Annotated in this window: 20 protein-coding genes; 16 read left to right on the top strand and 4 right to left on the bottom strand. The window is 54.0% G+C overall.

Annotation, left to right across the window (positions count from 1 at the left end):
• Positions 1-142: 142 nt before the first annotated feature.
• From H5P17_RS07950 to H5P17_RS07935, 4 genes are all read left to right on the top strand, one after another.
• A complete protein-coding gene (locus H5P17_RS07950) occupies positions 143-1,765 on the top strand; it encodes a VENN motif pre-toxin domain-containing protein (protein ID WP_370570028.1) in 1,623 nt (540 codons plus the stop codon).
• A 4-nt stretch (positions 1,766-1,769) separates the two neighbouring features.
• On the top strand, positions 1,770-2,192 hold the full coding sequence (locus H5P17_RS07945) for a hypothetical protein (RefSeq protein ID WP_255477869.1): 423 nt from the start codon (positions 1,770-1,772) through the stop codon (positions 2,190-2,192).
• Between the two features lie 471 nt (positions 2,193-2,663).
• On the top strand, positions 2,664-3,410 hold the full coding sequence (locus H5P17_RS07940; RefSeq protein ID WP_182822198.1) for a hypothetical protein: 747 nt from the start codon (positions 2,664-2,666) through the stop codon (positions 3,408-3,410).
• A gap of 30 nt (positions 3,411-3,440) precedes the next feature.
• The gene (locus H5P17_RS07935; protein WP_182822196.1) at positions 3,441-4,118 is read left to right on the top strand and encodes a hypothetical protein; all 678 of its coding nucleotides are present in this window, start codon (positions 3,441-3,443) and stop codon (positions 4,116-4,118) included.
• 74 nt (positions 4,119-4,192) lie between these two features.
• Here H5P17_RS07935 and H5P17_RS07930 read toward each other — a convergent pair whose 3' ends face one another.
• The gene (locus H5P17_RS07930) at positions 4,193-5,137 is read right to left on the bottom strand and encodes a nucleoside hydrolase (RefSeq protein WP_044553712.1); all 945 of its coding nucleotides are present in this window, start codon (positions 5,135-5,137) and stop codon (positions 4,193-4,195) included.
• Positions 5,138-5,345: 208 nt separating this feature from the next.
• Here H5P17_RS07930 and H5P17_RS07925 point away from each other — a divergent pair, with 208 nt between their 5' ends.
• Both H5P17_RS07925 and H5P17_RS07920 read left to right on the top strand, forming a co-directional pair.
• Entirely contained in the window at positions 5,346-5,633 is a 288-nt protein-coding gene (locus tag H5P17_RS07925) for a zinc ribbon domain-containing protein (protein ID WP_182822194.1), read from the top strand.
• Positions 5,630-6,007 (top strand): hypothetical protein, encoded by a 378-nt coding sequence (locus H5P17_RS07920; RefSeq protein WP_182822192.1) that lies wholly within the window; start codon positions 5,630-5,632, stop codon positions 6,005-6,007. The genes H5P17_RS07925 and H5P17_RS07920 overlap by 4 nt, the downstream gene beginning before the upstream one ends.
• Here H5P17_RS07920 and aaeR read toward each other — a convergent pair.
• A complete protein-coding gene (gene aaeR / locus H5P17_RS07915; RefSeq protein ID WP_044553708.1) occupies positions 5,970-6,881 on the bottom strand; it encodes an HTH-type transcriptional activator AaeR in 912 nt (303 codons plus the stop codon). The genes H5P17_RS07920 and aaeR overlap by 38 nt on opposite strands.
• 317 nt (positions 6,882-7,198) lie before the next feature.
• Between aaeR and aaeX the strand changes: the two genes are divergently transcribed.
• The 5 genes from aaeX to H5P17_RS07890 all read left to right on the top strand — a co-directional run bounded on the left by aaeX (position 7,199) and on the right by H5P17_RS07890 (position 11,310).
• Positions 7,199-7,402 (top strand): p-hydroxybenzoic acid efflux pump operon protein AaeX, encoded by a 204-nt coding sequence (aaeX, locus tag H5P17_RS07910; RefSeq protein WP_004936952.1) that lies wholly within the window; start codon positions 7,199-7,201, stop codon positions 7,400-7,402.
• Between the two features lie 7 nt (positions 7,403-7,409).
• The gene (gene aaeA, locus H5P17_RS07905) at positions 7,410-8,345 is read left to right on the top strand and encodes a p-hydroxybenzoic acid efflux pump subunit AaeA (RefSeq protein WP_020831905.1); all 936 of its coding nucleotides are present in this window, start codon (positions 7,410-7,412) and stop codon (positions 8,343-8,345) included.
• Complete coding sequence (gene aaeB, locus H5P17_RS07900) at positions 8,345-10,312, top strand: p-hydroxybenzoic acid efflux pump subunit AaeB (RefSeq protein ID WP_044553702.1); 1,968 nt, start codon at positions 8,345-8,347, stop codon at positions 10,310-10,312. The genes aaeA and aaeB overlap by 1 nt, the downstream gene beginning before the upstream one ends.
• A gap of 243 nt (positions 10,313-10,555) precedes the next feature.
• Entirely contained in the window at positions 10,556-11,005 is a 450-nt protein-coding gene (locus tag H5P17_RS07895; protein WP_044553701.1) for a ribonuclease, read from the top strand.
• A 5-nt stretch (positions 11,006-11,010) separates the two neighbouring features.
• Positions 11,011-11,310 (top strand): barstar family protein, encoded by a 300-nt coding sequence (locus H5P17_RS07890; RefSeq protein WP_044553699.1) that lies wholly within the window; start codon positions 11,011-11,013, stop codon positions 11,308-11,310.
• A gap of 30 nt (positions 11,311-11,340) precedes the next feature.
• Here the strand turns inward: H5P17_RS07890 and yjgA are convergent, their stop codons facing one another.
• Complete coding sequence (yjgA, locus tag H5P17_RS07885) at positions 11,341-11,889, bottom strand: ribosome biogenesis factor YjgA (RefSeq protein ID WP_044553697.1); 549 nt, start codon at positions 11,887-11,889, stop codon at positions 11,341-11,343.
• 189 nt (positions 11,890-12,078) lie between these two features.
• Here yjgA and H5P17_RS07880 point away from each other — a divergent pair, with 189 nt between their 5' ends.
• From H5P17_RS07880 to cybC, 4 genes are all read left to right on the top strand, one after another.
• Positions 12,079-12,429, top strand: a complete 351-nt coding sequence (locus H5P17_RS07880) for a type II toxin-antitoxin system RelE/ParE family toxin (protein ID WP_044553695.1) — start codon at positions 12,079-12,081, stop codon at positions 12,427-12,429.
• Entirely contained in the window at positions 12,426-12,764 is a 339-nt protein-coding gene (locus tag H5P17_RS07875; protein ID WP_044553693.1) for a helix-turn-helix domain-containing protein, read from the top strand. Before H5P17_RS07880 ends, H5P17_RS07875 begins: the two co-directional genes overlap by 4 nt.
• A 176-nt stretch (positions 12,765-12,940) precedes the next feature.
• A complete protein-coding gene (gene pmbA, locus H5P17_RS07870) occupies positions 12,941-14,281 on the top strand; it encodes a metalloprotease PmbA (RefSeq protein ID WP_182822190.1) in 1,341 nt (446 codons plus the stop codon).
• A 194-nt stretch (positions 14,282-14,475) separates the two neighbouring features.
• Positions 14,476-14,862: a cytochrome b562 gene (gene cybC / locus H5P17_RS07865; RefSeq protein ID WP_044553689.1), complete on the top strand. Its 387-nt coding sequence runs from the start codon at positions 14,476-14,478 to the stop codon at positions 14,860-14,862.
• Here the strand turns inward: cybC and H5P17_RS07860 are convergent.
• Entirely contained in the window at positions 14,859-15,644 is a 786-nt protein-coding gene (locus H5P17_RS07860) for a helix-turn-helix domain-containing protein (protein WP_044553687.1), read from the bottom strand. The two genes, cybC and H5P17_RS07860, sit on opposite strands and share 4 nt — an antisense overlap.
• A 120-nt stretch (positions 15,645-15,764) precedes the next feature.
• Between H5P17_RS07860 and H5P17_RS07855 the strand changes: the two genes are divergently transcribed.
• Positions 15,765-16,553 (top strand): sulfite exporter TauE/SafE family protein, encoded by a 789-nt coding sequence (locus H5P17_RS07855; protein ID WP_182822188.1) that lies wholly within the window; start codon positions 15,765-15,767, stop codon positions 16,551-16,553.
• Positions 16,554-16,573 lie beyond the last annotated feature (20 nt).

Genomic DNA, 16,573 nt, shown 5'->3' with positions numbered 1-16,573 from the left:
CAACAACCCCGGCCTTGGCCGGGGTTGTTGTCTTTAAGCCCTAAACTCCCCAACTTCCCGCCGCCGCAACCGGATCACACCGGGTGCGGGCAATAAAGGGCACGCAGAAGGCACGACCAAGGCTGCGGTGTCGGGCGGTAGCGTGGTTATTCGCGATCGGGCCAATCAGCAGCAAGATGTGAATGCGTTGAGCCGGGATACGGATAACGCCAATGGCAGCATCGGGCCTATCTTCGACAAGGAGAAAGAGCAGAACCGGCTGAAGCAGGCGCAGCTGATCGGCGAGATCGCCGGGCAAACGATGGATATTGTCCGTACCCAGGGTGATATCAATGGTTTGCAGAAGGCGAAGGACAAGCACCCGGGGCTGGATGCGAAAGCGTTGCGTAAAACGCCGGAATATCAGGCCGAGATGCAGAAATACGGCACCGGCAGCGATATGCAGCGGGCCGCACAAGCCGTAACGGGCGTGCTGCAGGCTCTGGCGGGGAACAATCTGGCCGGCGCCCTGGCGAGCGGAGCGGCACCGTATCTGGCGAGAGAAATCAAGGCACGGGTCGGTGAAGATAACGTGACAGCGAACGCAATGGCGCATGCGTTATTGGGGGCGATAACTGCGCAACTGAACAACCAGTCTGCGGTAGCCGGTGCGGTGGGTGCGGGCGGTGGCGAGCTGGCCGCGCGGGTGATAGTAGAGATAAGGTTCCCGGGGCGTGACATAAGCAGCCTGACAGAAGGTGAGAAGCAGGAGGTCAGTGCTTTGAGCCAACTGGCGGCAGGACTGGCAGGGGGGATAGCCTCAGACAGTACGGCAGGGGCGGTAACAGCTTCGCAAGCCAGTAAGAATGCGACCGAGAATAACTTCCTGAGCGTGTCTGAAAAGACAGAGCTTGAGCTGGCGAAGCAGAAACTCCAGAGCAGCAAAGACCCGGCAGAGCGTGAGCAGGCCCAGCAGAAAGTTAATGAACTGCGTGAAAAGGATATCGCCAGCGACAAGGCAGTGATCGATGCTTGTAGTAACGGCAATGCCGGGAGTTCGGCTTGCGCGGGTGCGAGACTGAAGGCTATCGAGGCGAAAGAAGGGTATGAGGGCCTTGGTAACTACAACTCGAAAGCGAGCCAGCAATACGCGGATGCTTACGGCCAGATAGTAAACCTGCTGAATATCACCAGTGTTGATGCGCAGAATAAACAGCAGATCCAGGACGCAATGATCAACTTCTTTATGACAACGAAAGGAGTTGATTACGCAACAGCCAAAGATTATGCCGAGTTGAAGCAGGGAGCCGATATTATTATTGCTTCGGTTACCCCGATACTTGGGGCGGCAGCGGCGAAGCAACTTGGCAAGATTGTAGATGCGAATGTGAAGGTCGTTGCGAAAGGTAATGTTGATGGCAGCAAGTTCACGGATACCAACCAGGGAATCAGACCTTCACAGTTAGCAGATTTTAATAAACCGACCCTTATCAATGATGTTGTGCAGGCTAAGATAGTGAAGGAACCTAATAAAAACTTTCCTAATGGAAACATGGGAACCGCTCATGCAGAAATTGGTGTGATCCAACAAGCCTATGAAAAAGGGATGACTAATGGCAAAGATATGCTTATGTCAGTGAGTGGGGAAGCACTCTGTACTTACTGTCTCAGTGATGTAAAAACCATGGCTGCAAAATCAGGGTTAAAGTCACTGACGATATATGAAGAAAAGAGTGGTGATGTTTTGTATTGGGAATCTGGTATGAAAAAATTCATTAGGAAATAGAATTATGAATATAGATGTTGAGCCAGATTATCTGAAAAAAGAGTTTGAAGCTGATTTTCACCTTAGTAACAAAAACTCTTTTACCAGAATACGTAGGCCTGACTGGGATGATATTAAAGAGTTGTTGCTAAAAGTAAAAGGTAAAGAAGGCACTGTAAGGTTGACGGTATTGCCTGACCCTGATATTGGCCCAGCAAAACTTGATGTATCTACAGAAAATGGCTTTTATTTATTAACATTGTTGGAGTATTCAGAAAGTGACTCTGATGTTCGCTCATATTGGGATATGTCAAAAATAGACAATAAGATAATGATTCATGGTAATTACTGGCCTGAGCGCCAGCTTACAAAGGACTTCGATCTTGTTGTCAGGACCTTCAAGGAGTTCTTCGAGACTGGCAATGTATCAACGGATCTTCTGAATTAAAGCAGTACCCTCGGCCTTGGCGGGGGGACTGCTTCTAAGCCCTGAAAACGCCATCTTCTCGTCGCCGCAACCTGATCACACCGGGTGCGGCAGTGATCTCTAGCGGTTCCGCGTCGGTGATACCGTACTTGCTGAGCCAGTCACCGTTGATGATTAGCTTGCTGTTCTAAAAGATACGTAGAAGGCGCAATCAAGGCTGCGGTGTCGGGATACGGATAACGCCAATGGCAGCATCGGGCCGATCTTCGACAAGGAGAAAGAGCAGAACCGGCTGAAGCAGGCGCAGCCGATCGGCGAGATCGTCTATAAACGCATCTTCGAGCTCTTGAAAGAAAAAGGGCGGTTATTAGCACATTAATAGCGTTAAGAATTATGATTGGATGATTTAGTATTCGATGAGTTGGAAGAGGGTAACCTTGAGTAAGGAGTTTTTATAAGTTTTTTATTATATTGTTTTAATAAGGATGATTTATGCAATATGGAAATGCAAAATCTGCTTGTTTATTAACGTTTCTTTTGTTCGGTTGCGCCAATACAGGGCCTGAAAAACCATTAAGTAAAGTCAGTAATGAGGAGGTTATTAAGTTAAAATCAGGTGGTTATGTTAAAACTCAAAGCTTTCAGCTTTTAGAAACTGACTATCAGGCTCCATCAGATACCGTATTGCGAGTCATTACTAAGAGTGATACTTCAAGTGTGGCAGCAGCTAAAGCCGCAACTTTTTTGCTAACAGTTTTACTTGGCGGTAATACGTCACAATCAACGTTTAGTAAACATGATTTAAAAGGGAGTAAAATAAACACCGTTGGCAATCCTTCAGTTGATTATTTCTTGCCTAATATCAATAGGGTGATAAAAGATAGCCTCTATGTAAAAGATAATGCTGACTATCGAAATTATCCACTAAGTATAAGGTATTTTGAATTTTACTTGGTATATACTGAGCTGGCCGGCAGTAGTAATTATGAACTTATTTATGCGATGAATGTTTCCGCATCAAATTCAGGAAATTATAAGTTTGATTGTTCATTTACAACGGGATCCTATCCACTAGACGAGTGGTCATTGAGTGGATACCAGAAAGTGAAGGATATCGTTAAAAGTAAACTTGATGGGTGTATTATTGAGTTTGGCAAAGAAAGCAATTTGAAGTTGTTGGCTTCAGATTTGGAATCCATAAAAAAGAAAACCTTAAAAATTAATAAATACCCAACATGATGTTGGTGTTGTTACTAACAAGGAGCAGTAATGAAAAAAGTTATGTATGTTTCTATGGTAAGCAGTTTTCTATTATTAACTGCCTGTTCATCAACCAATAATGTAGAAAAAATAACCGCCACTAACGGTAGTAACATTGGTGTAAAGACTTTTTTTGCTCTACCTGAAAATAACAATAATCAATATGCCGATACCAAGCTGCGTATTGTCACCCAGGCCGATACGGGTGTCGGTGTGGGGCTATCGGTTTTAACCTCGGTGCTCGCGGGTGGTCTTTCTGTCAGTACTTTCAGTAAGGATACCTTGAAAGGCAGCAGTGTGGATTCTTTGCCAGAACCGACCAAAAGTTATCTGGTGCCTAAAGCCAAGGTAGCTATCGCCGACTGGTTGCAAAAGAACGGTGCCGGTTACAGTTACAAGAATAATTTGAATATCACCCCCGCCAAGTGGTTGCTGGTTTATCAAGAGCTGGCGAAAAGTGATACTCAATTCGAACTGCGCTACGCTGTGACCTTTTATAAACGGCCAGAGGGGGGAAATATGCTCTCAGCCTTTGACCAATTTAAATGTAGCCCAACCCCGCGTTCGGCATCACTGACACAATGGCAAGCCAGTGATTATGCGATGGTGAAGCAGGTCACCACGGAATATATGGATAACTGTCTTAGGCAGTTGGATAGCCAATTAACGGTATTATTAAAGCACTAGCCTATTCTCCCCGATACACCCAGGCCGGGTGCTATCCAAAGCCACCCGGTCCACCAATACCGCAAAGCCGCAGCTTAAATCTTCACGTCCCCAATCCTTTCCAAAGCATCCACCACCAAGCCCCAGAATTTATCCTGATCCAGCGTTACGGCCACCTGCGTATGGCAGTCGGGCGGCGGCGCTGCGCGGAAATCGGCTACCGTCATGCCCAGCGTCAGGGTGCCGGTGAGTTCGATATCCACCGGGACTTTTCGCACCGTCATCACATCGGGGGCAATAACGTAGGCCACAGCGCATGGATCGTGCACCGGCGGTGCACTGAAACCCTGTGCCTGCTGGTACATTTTGCCAAAGAACTCGAGCAGTTCGCCGACAAACCTGGCCGGCCCGGTGTGGATGGCGGCAATGCGTGCACACACTTCTGGGGTGGCGAGCGCCTGATGGGTCAGATCCAGCCCGACCATGGTCAGCGGCCATTTCTCATTAAAAACGATGTGCGCGGCTTCCGGATCTATCTTGATATTGAATTCCGCTACCGCGCTCCAGTTACCCACGTGATAGCCACCCCCCATCAGCACCACTTCCTTCACCCGTTCGGCAATCCGTGGTTCTTTACGAACTGCCATGGCGATATTGGTCAGGCCGCCGGTGGGGACCAGCGTCACGCTGCCTGGCGGATGGGCCATGATGGTGTCGATAATCAAATCTACCGCGTGTCGCGTTTCCAGCGTTAGCGTTGGCTCAGGTAAAACCGGGCCGTCCAGGCCGGACTCGCCGTGAATATCGGGCGCAACCTCGATTTGCCGCACCAGCGGCCGTGGGCAGCCGGCGGCGAAGGGCACGCCGGTGATATTGGCGATGCGTGCAACAGCCAGCGCGTTGTGGGTCACCTTATCCAGCGTTTGGTTGCCCACCACGGTGGTGACGGCCAGCAGCTCGATCTGCGGATTGCCCCAGGCCAGCAGCATGGCGATAGCATCGTCATGCCCCGGATCGCAGTCCAGTATGATTTTTTTCATTTTTATTCCTGATGCAGGGAGAGGTCTCCGCAGCATAGCGCACCGGCAGCAGGCCAGGTAATGACAGATGATGCTTTTTGCTAGCCACATCAAAGCGTTGCTGCTCTAAGGATGTAATTAAACGTAAATCTCTCTCGCCGCGCTTTACCCTGGAGTTTACTCCAGGGTTTACATTGAGCCCTGGCGTAAAGCAGAGAGGGAAAGTGCGATGAGCATGTTGAAAAGGCTTTTGGGACAAGGTGGCTTTGGTGGCGGCCACTCACGTTCGCGGCACGGGGGCGGACATCATGGTAACCGTTATAACCAGCATGGAGATCAGGGCCCGCAGTGCCTGCAATGTCAGGCACCTAACCGGCCCGGTGCCCGTTACTGCCACCGCTGCGGCCAACCTTTCGAAACGGAGTCAGCGACCTGTCGTGGGTGTTCGGCGCCGTTGCCGCCGGGGGGCCGTTTCTGCCAGCAATGCGGTACGGCGGTCAGCGGAGGGCAACCATGACCAAATCAGGATGGAGTCTGGTCGTCTTGTTGGCGGCCATGGCGTTATGGACGTTGCTGGCTTGGGGAGCTTCCGGCGTGTTGGCCTGGCTGCCGGCGTTGACGGGGCTGGCACAAAGCGGCTCTGCGGAACTGGCACCCCGGTTGACGGGGTTGCTTAGCCTGGTGCCGCCAGCGCTGCTGGACAGTGGGCTGCCTCTGTTGCAGCAACTGGGAGGCTGGCTGGCGAGTTATTTCCCGCTGCTGCTTACCTGGGCGGGATATCTTGTTTGGCTGGTTTGGGGGCTGGGCATGCTGGTTTTGCTGTTGCTTGGCGCTCTGGCACGCCGATTTTGGCTCAGCGATACCCCTGATAGACTTCCGCCACGCGCTTAAAGTAGTCGCTCAGGTAGTTGATACACACCTGCACCTTCAGCGGCAGCTTATCTTTCTCGGTGTACACGGCGTACACCGGGCGAGGATCCGCATGATAGCTTTTAAACAGGATCTCGATTTCACCACGTTTGATCTCTTCGATCACCCACATCAGTGGCGCATAGGCGATGCCGGCACCGGCTTTCAGCCAGCGGATCATGGTCTGTGAATCGTTGGTGACAAAACGTCCCTGCGGCGCAATGCGCGTGCTGATGCCTTCGGGTGCGATCAGTTCGAATTCGCTATCCGGCCGTACGCTGTATTCCAGCCAGGAAAAGTTGACCATGTCGCTGGGCTTCTGCGGCGTGCCGTGCTGGCTGAGATAGCTTTTTGCGGCGCAGACCACCATCGGCATGGAGCCCAGGCGTTTGGAAAACAGGCTGGAGTCCTGCAACGCACCGGTGCGGATCACCACGTCCAGCCCGTCAGCAATCAGATCCGGCGCCGGAATACCGGTTACCAGGTTCACCGTCAGGCCAGGATATTCTTTCAGCATATCGGCAGTCATGGTCGCCAGCACGTTTTGCGCCATGGTGGAGGAGCTGCCAATGCGCAGCGTACCGGTCGGCGTATTGTTAAACGCGTAAAGCTGTTCGTGCACTTCGCTCACTTCCAGCAACATGCGCCGACAACCCTGATAATAGATTTTACCGGCCTCCGTCAGGCCAATGCTGCGCGTGCTGCGGTTAAGCAGCTTAACCTGCAGCTCATTCTCCAGTTTGGAGACGGTCTGGCTGATAGACGAAACGCTCATATCGAGTTGGCGCGCCGCCGCAGTAAATGACCCGCATTCAACCACTTTGGCGAATACCGACATCCGTTTTAATCTTTCCATTATTCACTCTGGCTTAAAAGTGATTTAGATCACAGATTGTTGATGAGTTGATAGTAAGCACGCTAATATAACGGGGTCGGGTGGAAAGACCTTACCAACGCGCGAGTGCGATCGGCGCCGACGTCGTGGCCGATCCCTCCGGTATCCTCGCATTCCCTATCGCGGATGTACGCTCCAGAGTTTACCTTTTTTTCAGGTTCGTGGCCTGGACAACCTGTCTGGGGCGGAATTTGTGGTGCGTGTCAGCTAAAATGTAAAGAGAATGTGAATGGAAATAAAGGTTAACGCCCGGTGTAGTGAACAATAAGGAAAAATTGATGAGTTTGCTTCCGGTTATGGTCATTTTCGGACTGTCGTTTCCCCCGGTATTTTTTGAGTTGCTGGTCTCGCTGGCGCTGTTTTTTTTGCTGCGCCGCCTGCTGCAGCCTACCGGGATTTACGATTTTGTCTGGCATCCAGCGCTGTTTAATACCGCGCTGTACTGCTGTTTGTTCTATCTGATTTCATGTCTTTTCGTTTGAGGTCGCTGTGAAAAATTTTTCAATAAAAATAACCCGAATCGCGATCACTCTGATTCTGGTCCTGTTGGGGATCGTCGCCGTATTCAAAGCCTGGGTGTTTTACACCGAGTCCCCCTGGACGCGTGATGCCAAGTTTACCGCTGATGTAGTGGCGATAGCGCCGGACGTTACCGGGCTGCTGACCGACGTGCCGCTGGTGGATAACCAGTTGGTCAAGAAAGGACAGGTGCTGTTGGTGATCGACCAGCCGCGCTACCAACAGGCCCTGGCGGAAGCTAACGCTGACGTAGCCTATTACCAGACCCTGGCAGCGGAGAAAAGACGTGAGGCGGGCCGTCGCGTTCGCTTGGGCGTGCAGGCGATGTCGCAGGAGGAGATTGACCAGGCGAATAACGTTTTGCAAACCGTAGAACATCAGTTGGCGAAGGCAGTAGCGACTCGTGAACTGGCGAAGCTGGATTTGGAACGCACCACGGTGCGTGCACCGGCCGATGGCTGGATCACTAACCTGAACGTACATGCCGGGGAGTACATTACCCGCGGTTCTGTCGCTGTGGCGCTGGTGAAGAAAAACAGTTTCTACATTCTGGCCTACCTGGAAGAAACCAAGCTGCATGGCCTGAACAAGGGCGACCGTGCGGAAATCACTCCGCTGGGCAGTAACCGTATCATGCATGGCACCGTCGACAGCGTGGCTGCCGCCGTCAATAACAGCAGCAGCACCGTGAACAGCAAAGGGCTGGCGTCGATCGACAGCAACCTGGAGTGGGTGCGTCTGGCACAGCGCGTGCCGGTGAAAATCCTGCTGGACGACAAAGACCAGCTGCATCCATACCCGGCAGGTACCACGGCTACCGTGGTGATCACCGGCAAGAACGATCGCGCTACCGACAGCGGCTCGCCTTTTGTGCGTTTGATGCATCGGCTGCGTGAGTTCGGTTAATGAATAACCCAACCTTTATCCGGCTGAGGTTTGCCTTCAAGCTCAGCTTTGCGATTGTGTTTGCCCTGTTCGTCGGCTTCCATCTCAATCTGGAAACCCCACGTTGGTCGGCGATGACCGCCGCCATCGTGGCCGCCGGCCCGGCCTTTGCGGCGGGCGGTGAGCCTTTCTCCGGCGCCATCCGTCACCGCGGCTGGTTGCGTATCATCGGCACCTTTATCGGCTGTTTCGTCGGCCTGGCGATCATCATCACTACCGCGCGTGCGCCGGTCGTGATGCTGTTGCTGTGCTGCATTTGGGCCGGTTTTTGCACCTGGCTTTCCTCGCTGATTAAAGTCGAGAACTCCTATGCCTGGGGGCTGGCCGGCTATACCGCGCTGATCATTATCGTGACGGTCGCCACCAGCGAGGCCCACCTGCTGGAAGCCCCGCAGTTCGCCATTGAGCGCTGTAGCGAGATCGTGCTCGGGATCGTCAGCGCAGTGCTGGCGGATCTGCTGTTCTCGCCGCGTTCGATCAAACAAGATATCGATCGCGCCGTGGATCAACTGCTGGTGGATCAGTACCGGTTGATGCAGATGTGCATCAGCAATGCCGAGAAAGAAGATATCGACCGCGCCTGGAGCAACCTGGTGAAGGGCACCACTGCGCTGAACGGCATGCGCAGCAACCTGATGATGGAGTCTTCGCGCTGGCAAAAGGTGAACCGCCGTGTTCTGGCGTTGCATACGCTGTCGCTGACGCTGATTACCCAGGCCTGCGAGACGTATTTAATTCTGTTGAATCACCCGGATGCGGTGAAAGAAAATATCCGCGAACTGCTGATGGTACCGGCGGACACCCCGCAGGAAATCCATAAACGCATGAAGCTGTTGCGCCAGGTGCTGACCACCAACCGCACTGACGAAACCTTGCTGACCATCACCAGTTGGGTGGGGGCGGCCACGCGTTACCTGCTGTTGGCTAAAGGCGTGCATACCAACAGCAGCATCAGCGCGGTAGAAGAGGGGGTGTTGAGCAGCGAGGTGGTGATCAAACCGACTTCGGCTGAAGGCCACCACGCGATGATTAACGGCCTGCGCACCTTTGTGGCGACGGCCTTTGGCTGCCTGCTGTGGCTGTGGACCGGCTGGACCTCCGGCAGCGGCTTTATGGTAATCATTGCGGTGATCACCTCGCTGGCGATGCGTACCCCCGCGCCGCGCATGGTCGCAATGGACTTTGTGCTGGGCATGCTGGCGGCAATCCCGGTCGGTTCGCTGTTCTTTATGGTGATCCTGCCGGCGACCCAGCAAAGCATTTTACTGCTGTGCCTCAGTCTGGGGCTGCTGGCGTTTTTCATCGGTATCGAAGTGCAGAAAAGACGGCTGGGGTCGCTCGGCCTGCTGGCGGGGACCATCAACATTTTGGTGTTGAGTAACCCGATGGAATTCAATGTCACTCAGTTTCTCGATGGTGCGCTCGGTCAGTTCCTCGGCAGCTGCGTGGGGCTGATGGTACTGCTGCTGATCCGCGATAATTCACGTGAACGTACCGGTCGCACGCTGCTGAACCAGTTTGTCGGCAGCGCGGTCTCGGCGTTGACCACCAAGGCGTCGCTTCGTCGACAAAACCACCTGCCGGCGCTGTATCAGCAGCTTAACCAACTGCTGATGATGTTCCCGAACGACATCGCCAAATACCGGCTGGCGCTGAACCTGATCATTGCTCATCAGCGCATGCAGCGGGCAGAGATCCCGGTTAGCGAAGAGCTTTCGGCCTTCCACAAACAGATCCGCAAAACCGCCGACCATGTGGTTTCAGCCAAGAACGACGTGAAGCGTGCCTACTATTACGATCGGCTGCTGGATGAAATGAATGACTATCAGCAAAAGCTGGTGGATTATCAGGCACCGCTCAGCGTTACCGGACCGGTAAAACGTTTGGCCGACATGCTGCACCGTTACCGCCACGCGCTGATCGACTGAGACGCCAAATGCCCCTGCCGGGGCTATACTTGCCTGATAAAGGCCTGTTTCAGAGTTGCACTGAGTGCCAGACGCGCTGCACAATGGCATGATTAGCTTGAACGGGTGTTGCAGGTTGTGGGGCGTGGTTTCCCTGAAGTGAAAACGTTACATGCCAGTCATCTCTGCTTCATCCTCTTCATCTATAAATCCAACTAGCATGGGTGACAGTGCACCCTTGTAGGCCATAATTCAGGGACAGCAATGAATAAGCGGATCCTCGTGGCGGTTGTCATCGCCGTTGTGATTGCCGGTTTTAGCGCACTGCGTGGTAACGATCGGGCTATTACCAACGTGCCGGCGGTGGCCGAAGGCCAGAGTATTGACCAACTGACGCAGCAGAAAAGGGTGGTGAGCTACCTGCAGCAGCATCAGCGGCTGCCGGATTATTACATTACCAAGAAGCAGGCGCGTGAGCAGGGTTGGGATGCACGTAACGGTAATCTGTGTTCGGTGCTGCCGGGCAAGGCGATTGGCGGCGATCGTTTCTCAAACCGTGAAGGACAACTGCCTACGGCCCGCAGCCGGGTATGGCGCGAGGCGGATATCAATTATCAATGCGGTCGGCGCGGTGCCGATCGCCTGCTGTATTCCAGTGATGGCCTGATTTTTGTCACGCGTGACCATTATAAAAACTTCATTCGGGTGGAGTGAGCTTGATGGCAAAAGTAGAGTTCGATTTTAATCAGATTAATGATTTGCCGGCGTTTTACCGCGACTTCGCGCATAAGTTCGCGCTGGATGAGGCGTTTGGCGCCAATCTTGACGCGCTGTGGGACGTGGTGACGGTGGATATCGGCTTGCCGGTCGAGATTGAGTTTACCCATCTCAACGCCCGCAGCAAACGTCGCTTTGGCGCGATTATCCTGCTGTTTGAAGAGGCGGAAGAAGAGTTGGAAGGCAGCCTGCGTTTCAATATCCGTGAAAGCAGCGGTGAACCTGCACATCACCGGGGATGAATCGGGTTCATCCCGTGGTGACGGCGGCGATTATTCGGCGGTTTCGGCCAGATCGCGCAGGTATTGGAAAATTTGACGGTAGGCTTTCGGCGGCTTGTTAGCGGCTTTCTCTTTCTGTGCGTTACGCACCAGTGAGCGCAGCTGCTGGCGGTCGGCTTGCGGATACAGCGCCAGAATCGACGGGATCGCGTCATCACCTTCTTCTACCAGACGGTCACGCAGCGCTTCCAGCTTGTGGAACAGCGAAACCTGTTGGTTATGGCGGTTCTTCAGCTTGTCGAGCGCGGTCTGAATCGGCTCTACATCGCGGGCGCGCAGCATTTTGCCAATCAGCTGCAGCTGACGGCGGCGGCCTTCTTTCTTGATCTTCTGCGCCAGTTCAATTGCGGCGCGCAAATCTTCGTCCAACGGGATGCGTTCCAGCGCGTTTTTACCCAGTTCGACCAGTTCGGTCCCCAGGTCTTTCAGGGCTTCGGCATCACGTTTAATTTCACTTTTACTGACCCAGATAATCTCGTCATCGTCCTCGTCCGTGTTCTCCGGGACATCGTCGAGCCAGTCTTCAGGCTGTTTGTTCATGGTAGGCTCCGTTAAAAAGAGGCTAATCCTAACAGGTTGTCCAGCAACCCGCCAATTGCGCGCCAGAGCAGATTGAGTATAGCTGCCGATGCGACAAGAAATCGGCCTTAATTCACCGACAGTTATTTTTGATTTGTTGTTTTTACCACCACGTGCGTATAAAATTTTATACATATGGAGGTGGTGCTCATGGATGATGAGAATGAAAAGGCCATTGACTGGCGTGGCTCCTCGTTGGCAGATCTATTAGCGTTTCCGGCGGACGCACGTAGAGCGGCCGGGTTTGAATTAAGCAAAGTGCAAAAGGGAGTAGAACCCGGCAATTGGAAACCGATGAAGGGGTGTGGCGCCGGCGTTTGTGAAATTCGCTTATATGCCCTTGCAGGGGCTTTTAGGGTGATTTACGTGGCTAAATTCAATGACGTTATTTATGTTTTGCACAGTTTTCAGAAGAAGACGGCGAAAACCAGTCAGCACGATATTCAGATTATCAAAGTGCGTTATGACGCAGTGATAGAAGAGCGGGGTAAGAAAAAATGACCAAGCCAATTGATACCCATTCCAGGCATGTTACACCACAAGGTGGCAATGTGTTCGCTGACCTGGGGTTTGCCCCTGACGAGGCCCGGCAGTTGCAGACGCAATCCAATGCAGAGATTGAACACATCATCGCGCTTAAAAGGCAACTGATGGGGGAAATAAGCGCCTGGATAGAGGGGGAAGGCTATCGGCAGGAGGAAGCCGCTCGGTATTTACACACTTCACGACCGCGCGTGTCTGATGTGGTAAACCGGAAAACAGATAAATTTACGCTTGATGCATTGATCAATATGCTCGCCAATATAGGCAAATCGGTAAAATTGGTGATTGAGTGATAAGCCTGCTGTTTTAGCGATCATTCTGTGTCCCCGTACTCGCTTTATGCGAAATTCCACGCGGTTCCTGTTAGACTCAAAAGTATAAATCACATGATTTTTGCGCGTGACTCCGCGCGCAACCACGCCGCCACGGCACTTTTCTCAACGATTTTCTGATTAAGTATGGCAGATTGATGAAAGTAGTCACTCAAGTTGCAGAACAGCGCAAGGCGCTGGAACAGGCCGTTTCACAGGCTTTGGAACTGGCGCGCGCCGGTTCTGATGCGGCAGAAGTTGCCGTGACCAAATCTACCGGTATCAGCGTCAGCACTCGCTTTGGCGAAGTGGAGAACGTTGAGTTCAACAGCGATGGCGCGTTGGGCATTACCGTCTATCACCAGCAACGCAAAGGCAGCGCTTCTTCCACCGATCTCAGCCCGGATGCCATTGCCCGCACCGTACAGGCGGCGCTGGATATTGCCCGTTATACCTCGGTAGATCCGAACGCCGGACCGGCGGAAAAGGACCTGTTGGCGTTTGAAGCGCCGGATCTGGATCTGTTCCACCCGGCAGAACTGGACGCCGAACGCGGTATCGAATTGGCTGCTCGCGCAGAGCAGGCTTCGCTGGCGGCTGACAAGCGCATCACCAATACCGAAGGCGGCAGTTTTAACAGCCACTACGGCATCAAGGTGTTCGGCAACAGTCACGGCATGCTGCAAAGCTACTGTTCCAGCCGGCACTCACTGTCGAGCTGCGTGATTGCCGAGCAGGATGGTGATATGGAGCGCGACTACGCCTATACCATCGGCCGTGCAATGGGCGATCTGGAAAGCCCTGAATGGGTGGGGCAGGAATGTGCCCGCCGCACGCTGTCGCGTCTGGCACCGCGCAAGCTGTCTACCATGACCGCCCCGGTGCTGTTCGCTTCCGAAGTGGCGACCGGCCTGTTCGGGCATTTGGTTGGCGCCATCAGCGGCAGCAGCGTTTACCGTAAATCCACCTTCCTGCTGGATTCTTTGGGCAAGCAGATCCTGCCGGACTGGCTGACCATTGAAGAACACCCGCACCTGCTGAAAGGCCTGGCTTCCACGCCGTTCGACAGCGAAGGCGTTCGTACTCAACGACGCGACATCGTTAAAGACGGCGTACTGCAAACCTGGCTGCTGACCAGCTATGCGGCCCGCAAGCTCGGTATGCACAGCACCGGGCACGCAGGCGGTATCCACAACTGGCGCATTGCCGGGCAGGGTAATGACTTTGCCGGCATGCTGAAGCAACTGGGCACCGGCCTGGTGGTGACCGAACTGATGGGCCAGGGCGTTAGCGGTATCACCGGTGACTATTCGCGCGGCGCGGCCGGTTTCTGGGTGGAAAACGGTGAGATCCAGTATCCGGTCAGCGAGATCACCATCGCCGGCAACCTGAAGGATATGCTGCGCAACATTGTCAGCGTGGGCAGCGACATCGAAACCCGCAGCAATATTCAGTGCGGCTCCGTTTTGCTGCCGGACATGAAAATAGCCGGTCAATAATGTTCGCCACGGCTGGCCGTTCTGGTTGCCAGCCGTTTCCCTTCTTCCTCTGTTTTAACCTTGCTTACAAATCTCCGGTTTCGGTTTTCTGCTCCCTTGCCTATGGTTAGGCTGTGCTGCGTCATGGCGTGGTCAATGGCGGCGCACGGCCCTGAAAGGGGACCACTAAAACAATAACTGGAAGGTGAGCAAGCATGTCGAACAAACTGAAAGCGCTGATGGCGCTGGCGCTGCTGGGCGTCAGTTCACTGGCGGTCGCGGCCGATCTGGCCGATGATATGGATACCATCGCAGGCAATTACAAAACGGTGCTGAGCACTGACTCTACGGACACCCTGAAGCAAAGCCTGCAGAACATGCGCGCCGCTGCGGTGGATGCGAAGCAAAGTACGCCGCCCAAGCTGGAGGATAAAGCTCCCGATAGCCCAGAGATAAAAGATTTCCATCACGGACTGGACACGTTGATCGGTCAGATCGATCAATCATTGGCGCTGGCCAATCAGGGCAAGCTGGCCGAAGCCAAGCAGGTTGCACAGGGCTTCAAGCAAACCCGCGACGCTAACCACAAGAAATTCCGCTAACCCTTTTCGCGCCGTTCTGCGGTCAGATAGCAGGACGGCGCCTGCCCCAGCACGCGGCGAAACATGGTGGCAAACGCCGCGCTGCTTTCATACCCCAATTCCAGAGCCACCTGCGTCACGCTGCTGCCTTCGGCCAATTGAGCCAGCGCCAACACCACGCAGGCACGCTGACGCCATTGTGAGAAGGACATTCCTGTCTGAGTGCGAAACAGGCGGCTGAAACTGCGGATGCTCATATACAGCCGCGAAGCCCATGCCTGAGGTGAATCGTGCGCGTCAGGGTGTTGCAGGAATTGCTGGCAGAGTTCACTCAGTCGCCGGTCCGCCGGCAGGGGGATATGCAGCGGCAGAGGCGGTAGATTGGCCAGCTCATGCAGCAGCAGGCTAACCAGCGCGCCATCCCGGCCCTGTTCATCGTAATCCAGTGGCATATCGACGGCGGCCATCAACAGTTGACGCATCAGCGGCGTTACGCTGACCACCTGGCAATCCTGTGGTGGGTCAACCAACAACGCGGCCGGTTCAATGTACAGGCTGCGGGTCGTGACGCCGACCATTCTTACCTCATGCGCCATCTGTGGGGGCAGCCACACCGCATGCTGAGGCGGCACAATCCAGTTCCCCTGACGGGTGAACACGTGCATTACCCCGGTGGCGCCGTAAAGCAATTGAGCGCGCCGATGCTGGTGCATGGGCAGCAGGTAACCCCTTGGGTAGTCGGTGCCAATGGCAATCACGGGCCTTTGCACCGAGTCGAGATCGTCAATATGTCGATTGCGCATAAAGCCTTTCGCTGAACAGTTGGCCGAAACGCAATGATAGTTGGCCTTTGATATGAAGCAAGCCAAAAGCCGGTGTTTTATGCTGCCGCTCGACATCTTTACTCAGGAGCGCCTGCGGCTATGGCGGATATTATTTTCGTGCTGTTGACCGGCTTCGTGACCGGTATGACGACCATTGTGTTCGGTTTTGGCGGTGGTTTTGTGGTGGTGCCGCTGGTTTACCATCTGGTGAGCGTATCGGGTGAACAGCCTGGTCAGGCGATGCATATTGCGGTGGCCACCTCGACGGCGGTAATGATTTTCACGGCAGGTTACGCCACTTTTGCCCAATGGCGCAGCGGCAACCTGCTGCGTGAAACTCTGGTCCCGCTCATTTTTTATATCGGGATGGGGGCGGTGCTGGGGGCTTTTGCTTCCAGCCTGTTGGCGGACGGCACGGTGCGCTTGTTGTTTGTGATTTACATCCTGGTGACGATTGCGGATTGTCTGTTCAGACCGGGGTTTTTGGTTAAGCCGGTACGCGCTGCACTTTCGCCATCGACTCTGTTGATCGGCGGCCCGCTGATGGGTGTCATCGCGACTCTGCTCGGCGTAGGGGGGAGCGTGATGACGGTGCCTTTGCTGCGTCGCCATGGGCACGAGATGCGGCATTGCGTCAGTGCGGCCAACGCGTTGTCGATCCCTGTCGCCGTCGTGGGGGCATTGATGTACGTCGGTTTGGGCTGGAGGGAAATGACAGGGCCGCACTATCTGGGCTATGTCAATCTGGCCCTGCTCGGGCAGTTGGTGACGAGCGGTGTCGTGGGAACGGTGGTTGCCAGGCAGTGGCTGCCGAAGGTCAATGATCGGCTGCATGCAAGAATTTACGTGCTGTTGCTGATCCTGGTTTTGATCGCCATCAGTTTGTAAGGGACAGAAAGGGCGGCTGG

The sequence above is a fragment of the Serratia sp. OS31 genome (assembly GCF_014164835.1).
Classification (GTDB): Bacteria; Pseudomonadota; Gammaproteobacteria; order Enterobacterales; family Enterobacteriaceae; genus Serratia; species Serratia liquefaciens_A.
This window is presented reverse-complemented; position numbering and strand designations above follow the sequence as displayed.

What these genes read in the sequence shown, in the direction of transcription:
- H5P17_RS07945 (WP_255477869.1), top strand. Translation starts at nt 1,770, where the DNA reads ATGAATATAGATGTTGAGCCAGATTATCTGAAAAAAGAGTTTGAAGCT.
- H5P17_RS07940 (WP_182822198.1), top strand. Translation starts at nt 2,664, where the DNA reads ATGCAATATGGAAATGCAAAATCTGCTTGTTTATTAACGTTTCTTTTG.
- H5P17_RS07935 (WP_182822196.1), top strand. Translation starts at nt 3,441, where the DNA reads ATGAAAAAAGTTATGTATGTTTCTATGGTAAGCAGTTTTCTATTATTA.
- H5P17_RS07930 (WP_044553712.1), bottom strand. Translation starts at nt 5,137, where the DNA reads ATGAAAAAAATCATACTGGACTGCGATCCGGGGCATGACGATGCTATC.
- H5P17_RS07925 (WP_182822194.1), top strand. Translation starts at nt 5,346, where the DNA reads ATGAGCATGTTGAAAAGGCTTTTGGGACAAGGTGGCTTTGGTGGCGGC.
- H5P17_RS07920 (WP_182822192.1), top strand. Translation starts at nt 5,630, where the DNA reads ATGACCAAATCAGGATGGAGTCTGGTCGTCTTGTTGGCGGCCATGGCG.
- aaeR (WP_044553708.1), bottom strand. Translation starts at nt 6,881, where the DNA reads ATGGAAAGATTAAAACGGATGTCGGTATTCGCCAAAGTGGTTGAATGC.
- aaeX (WP_004936952.1), top strand. Translation starts at nt 7,199, where the DNA reads ATGAGTTTGCTTCCGGTTATGGTCATTTTCGGACTGTCGTTTCCCCCG.
- aaeB (WP_044553702.1), top strand. Translation starts at nt 8,345, where the DNA reads ATGAATAACCCAACCTTTATCCGGCTGAGGTTTGCCTTCAAGCTCAGC.
- H5P17_RS07895 (WP_044553701.1), top strand. Translation starts at nt 10,556, where the DNA reads ATGAATAAGCGGATCCTCGTGGCGGTTGTCATCGCCGTTGTGATTGCC.
- H5P17_RS07890 (WP_044553699.1), top strand. Translation starts at nt 11,011, where the DNA reads ATGGCAAAAGTAGAGTTCGATTTTAATCAGATTAATGATTTGCCGGCG.
- yjgA (WP_044553697.1), bottom strand. Translation starts at nt 11,889, where the DNA reads ATGAACAAACAGCCTGAAGACTGGCTCGACGATGTCCCGGAGAACACG.
- H5P17_RS07880 (WP_044553695.1), top strand. Translation starts at nt 12,079, where the DNA reads ATGGATGATGAGAATGAAAAGGCCATTGACTGGCGTGGCTCCTCGTTG.
- H5P17_RS07875 (WP_044553693.1), top strand. Translation starts at nt 12,426, where the DNA reads ATGACCAAGCCAATTGATACCCATTCCAGGCATGTTACACCACAAGGT.
- pmbA (WP_182822190.1), top strand. Translation starts at nt 12,941, where the DNA reads ATGAAAGTAGTCACTCAAGTTGCAGAACAGCGCAAGGCGCTGGAACAG.
- cybC (WP_044553689.1), top strand. Translation starts at nt 14,476, where the DNA reads ATGTCGAACAAACTGAAAGCGCTGATGGCGCTGGCGCTGCTGGGCGTC.
- H5P17_RS07860 (WP_044553687.1), bottom strand. Translation starts at nt 15,644, where the DNA reads ATGCGCAATCGACATATTGACGATCTCGACTCGGTGCAAAGGCCCGTG.
- H5P17_RS07855 (WP_182822188.1), top strand. Translation starts at nt 15,765, where the DNA reads ATGGCGGATATTATTTTCGTGCTGTTGACCGGCTTCGTGACCGGTATG.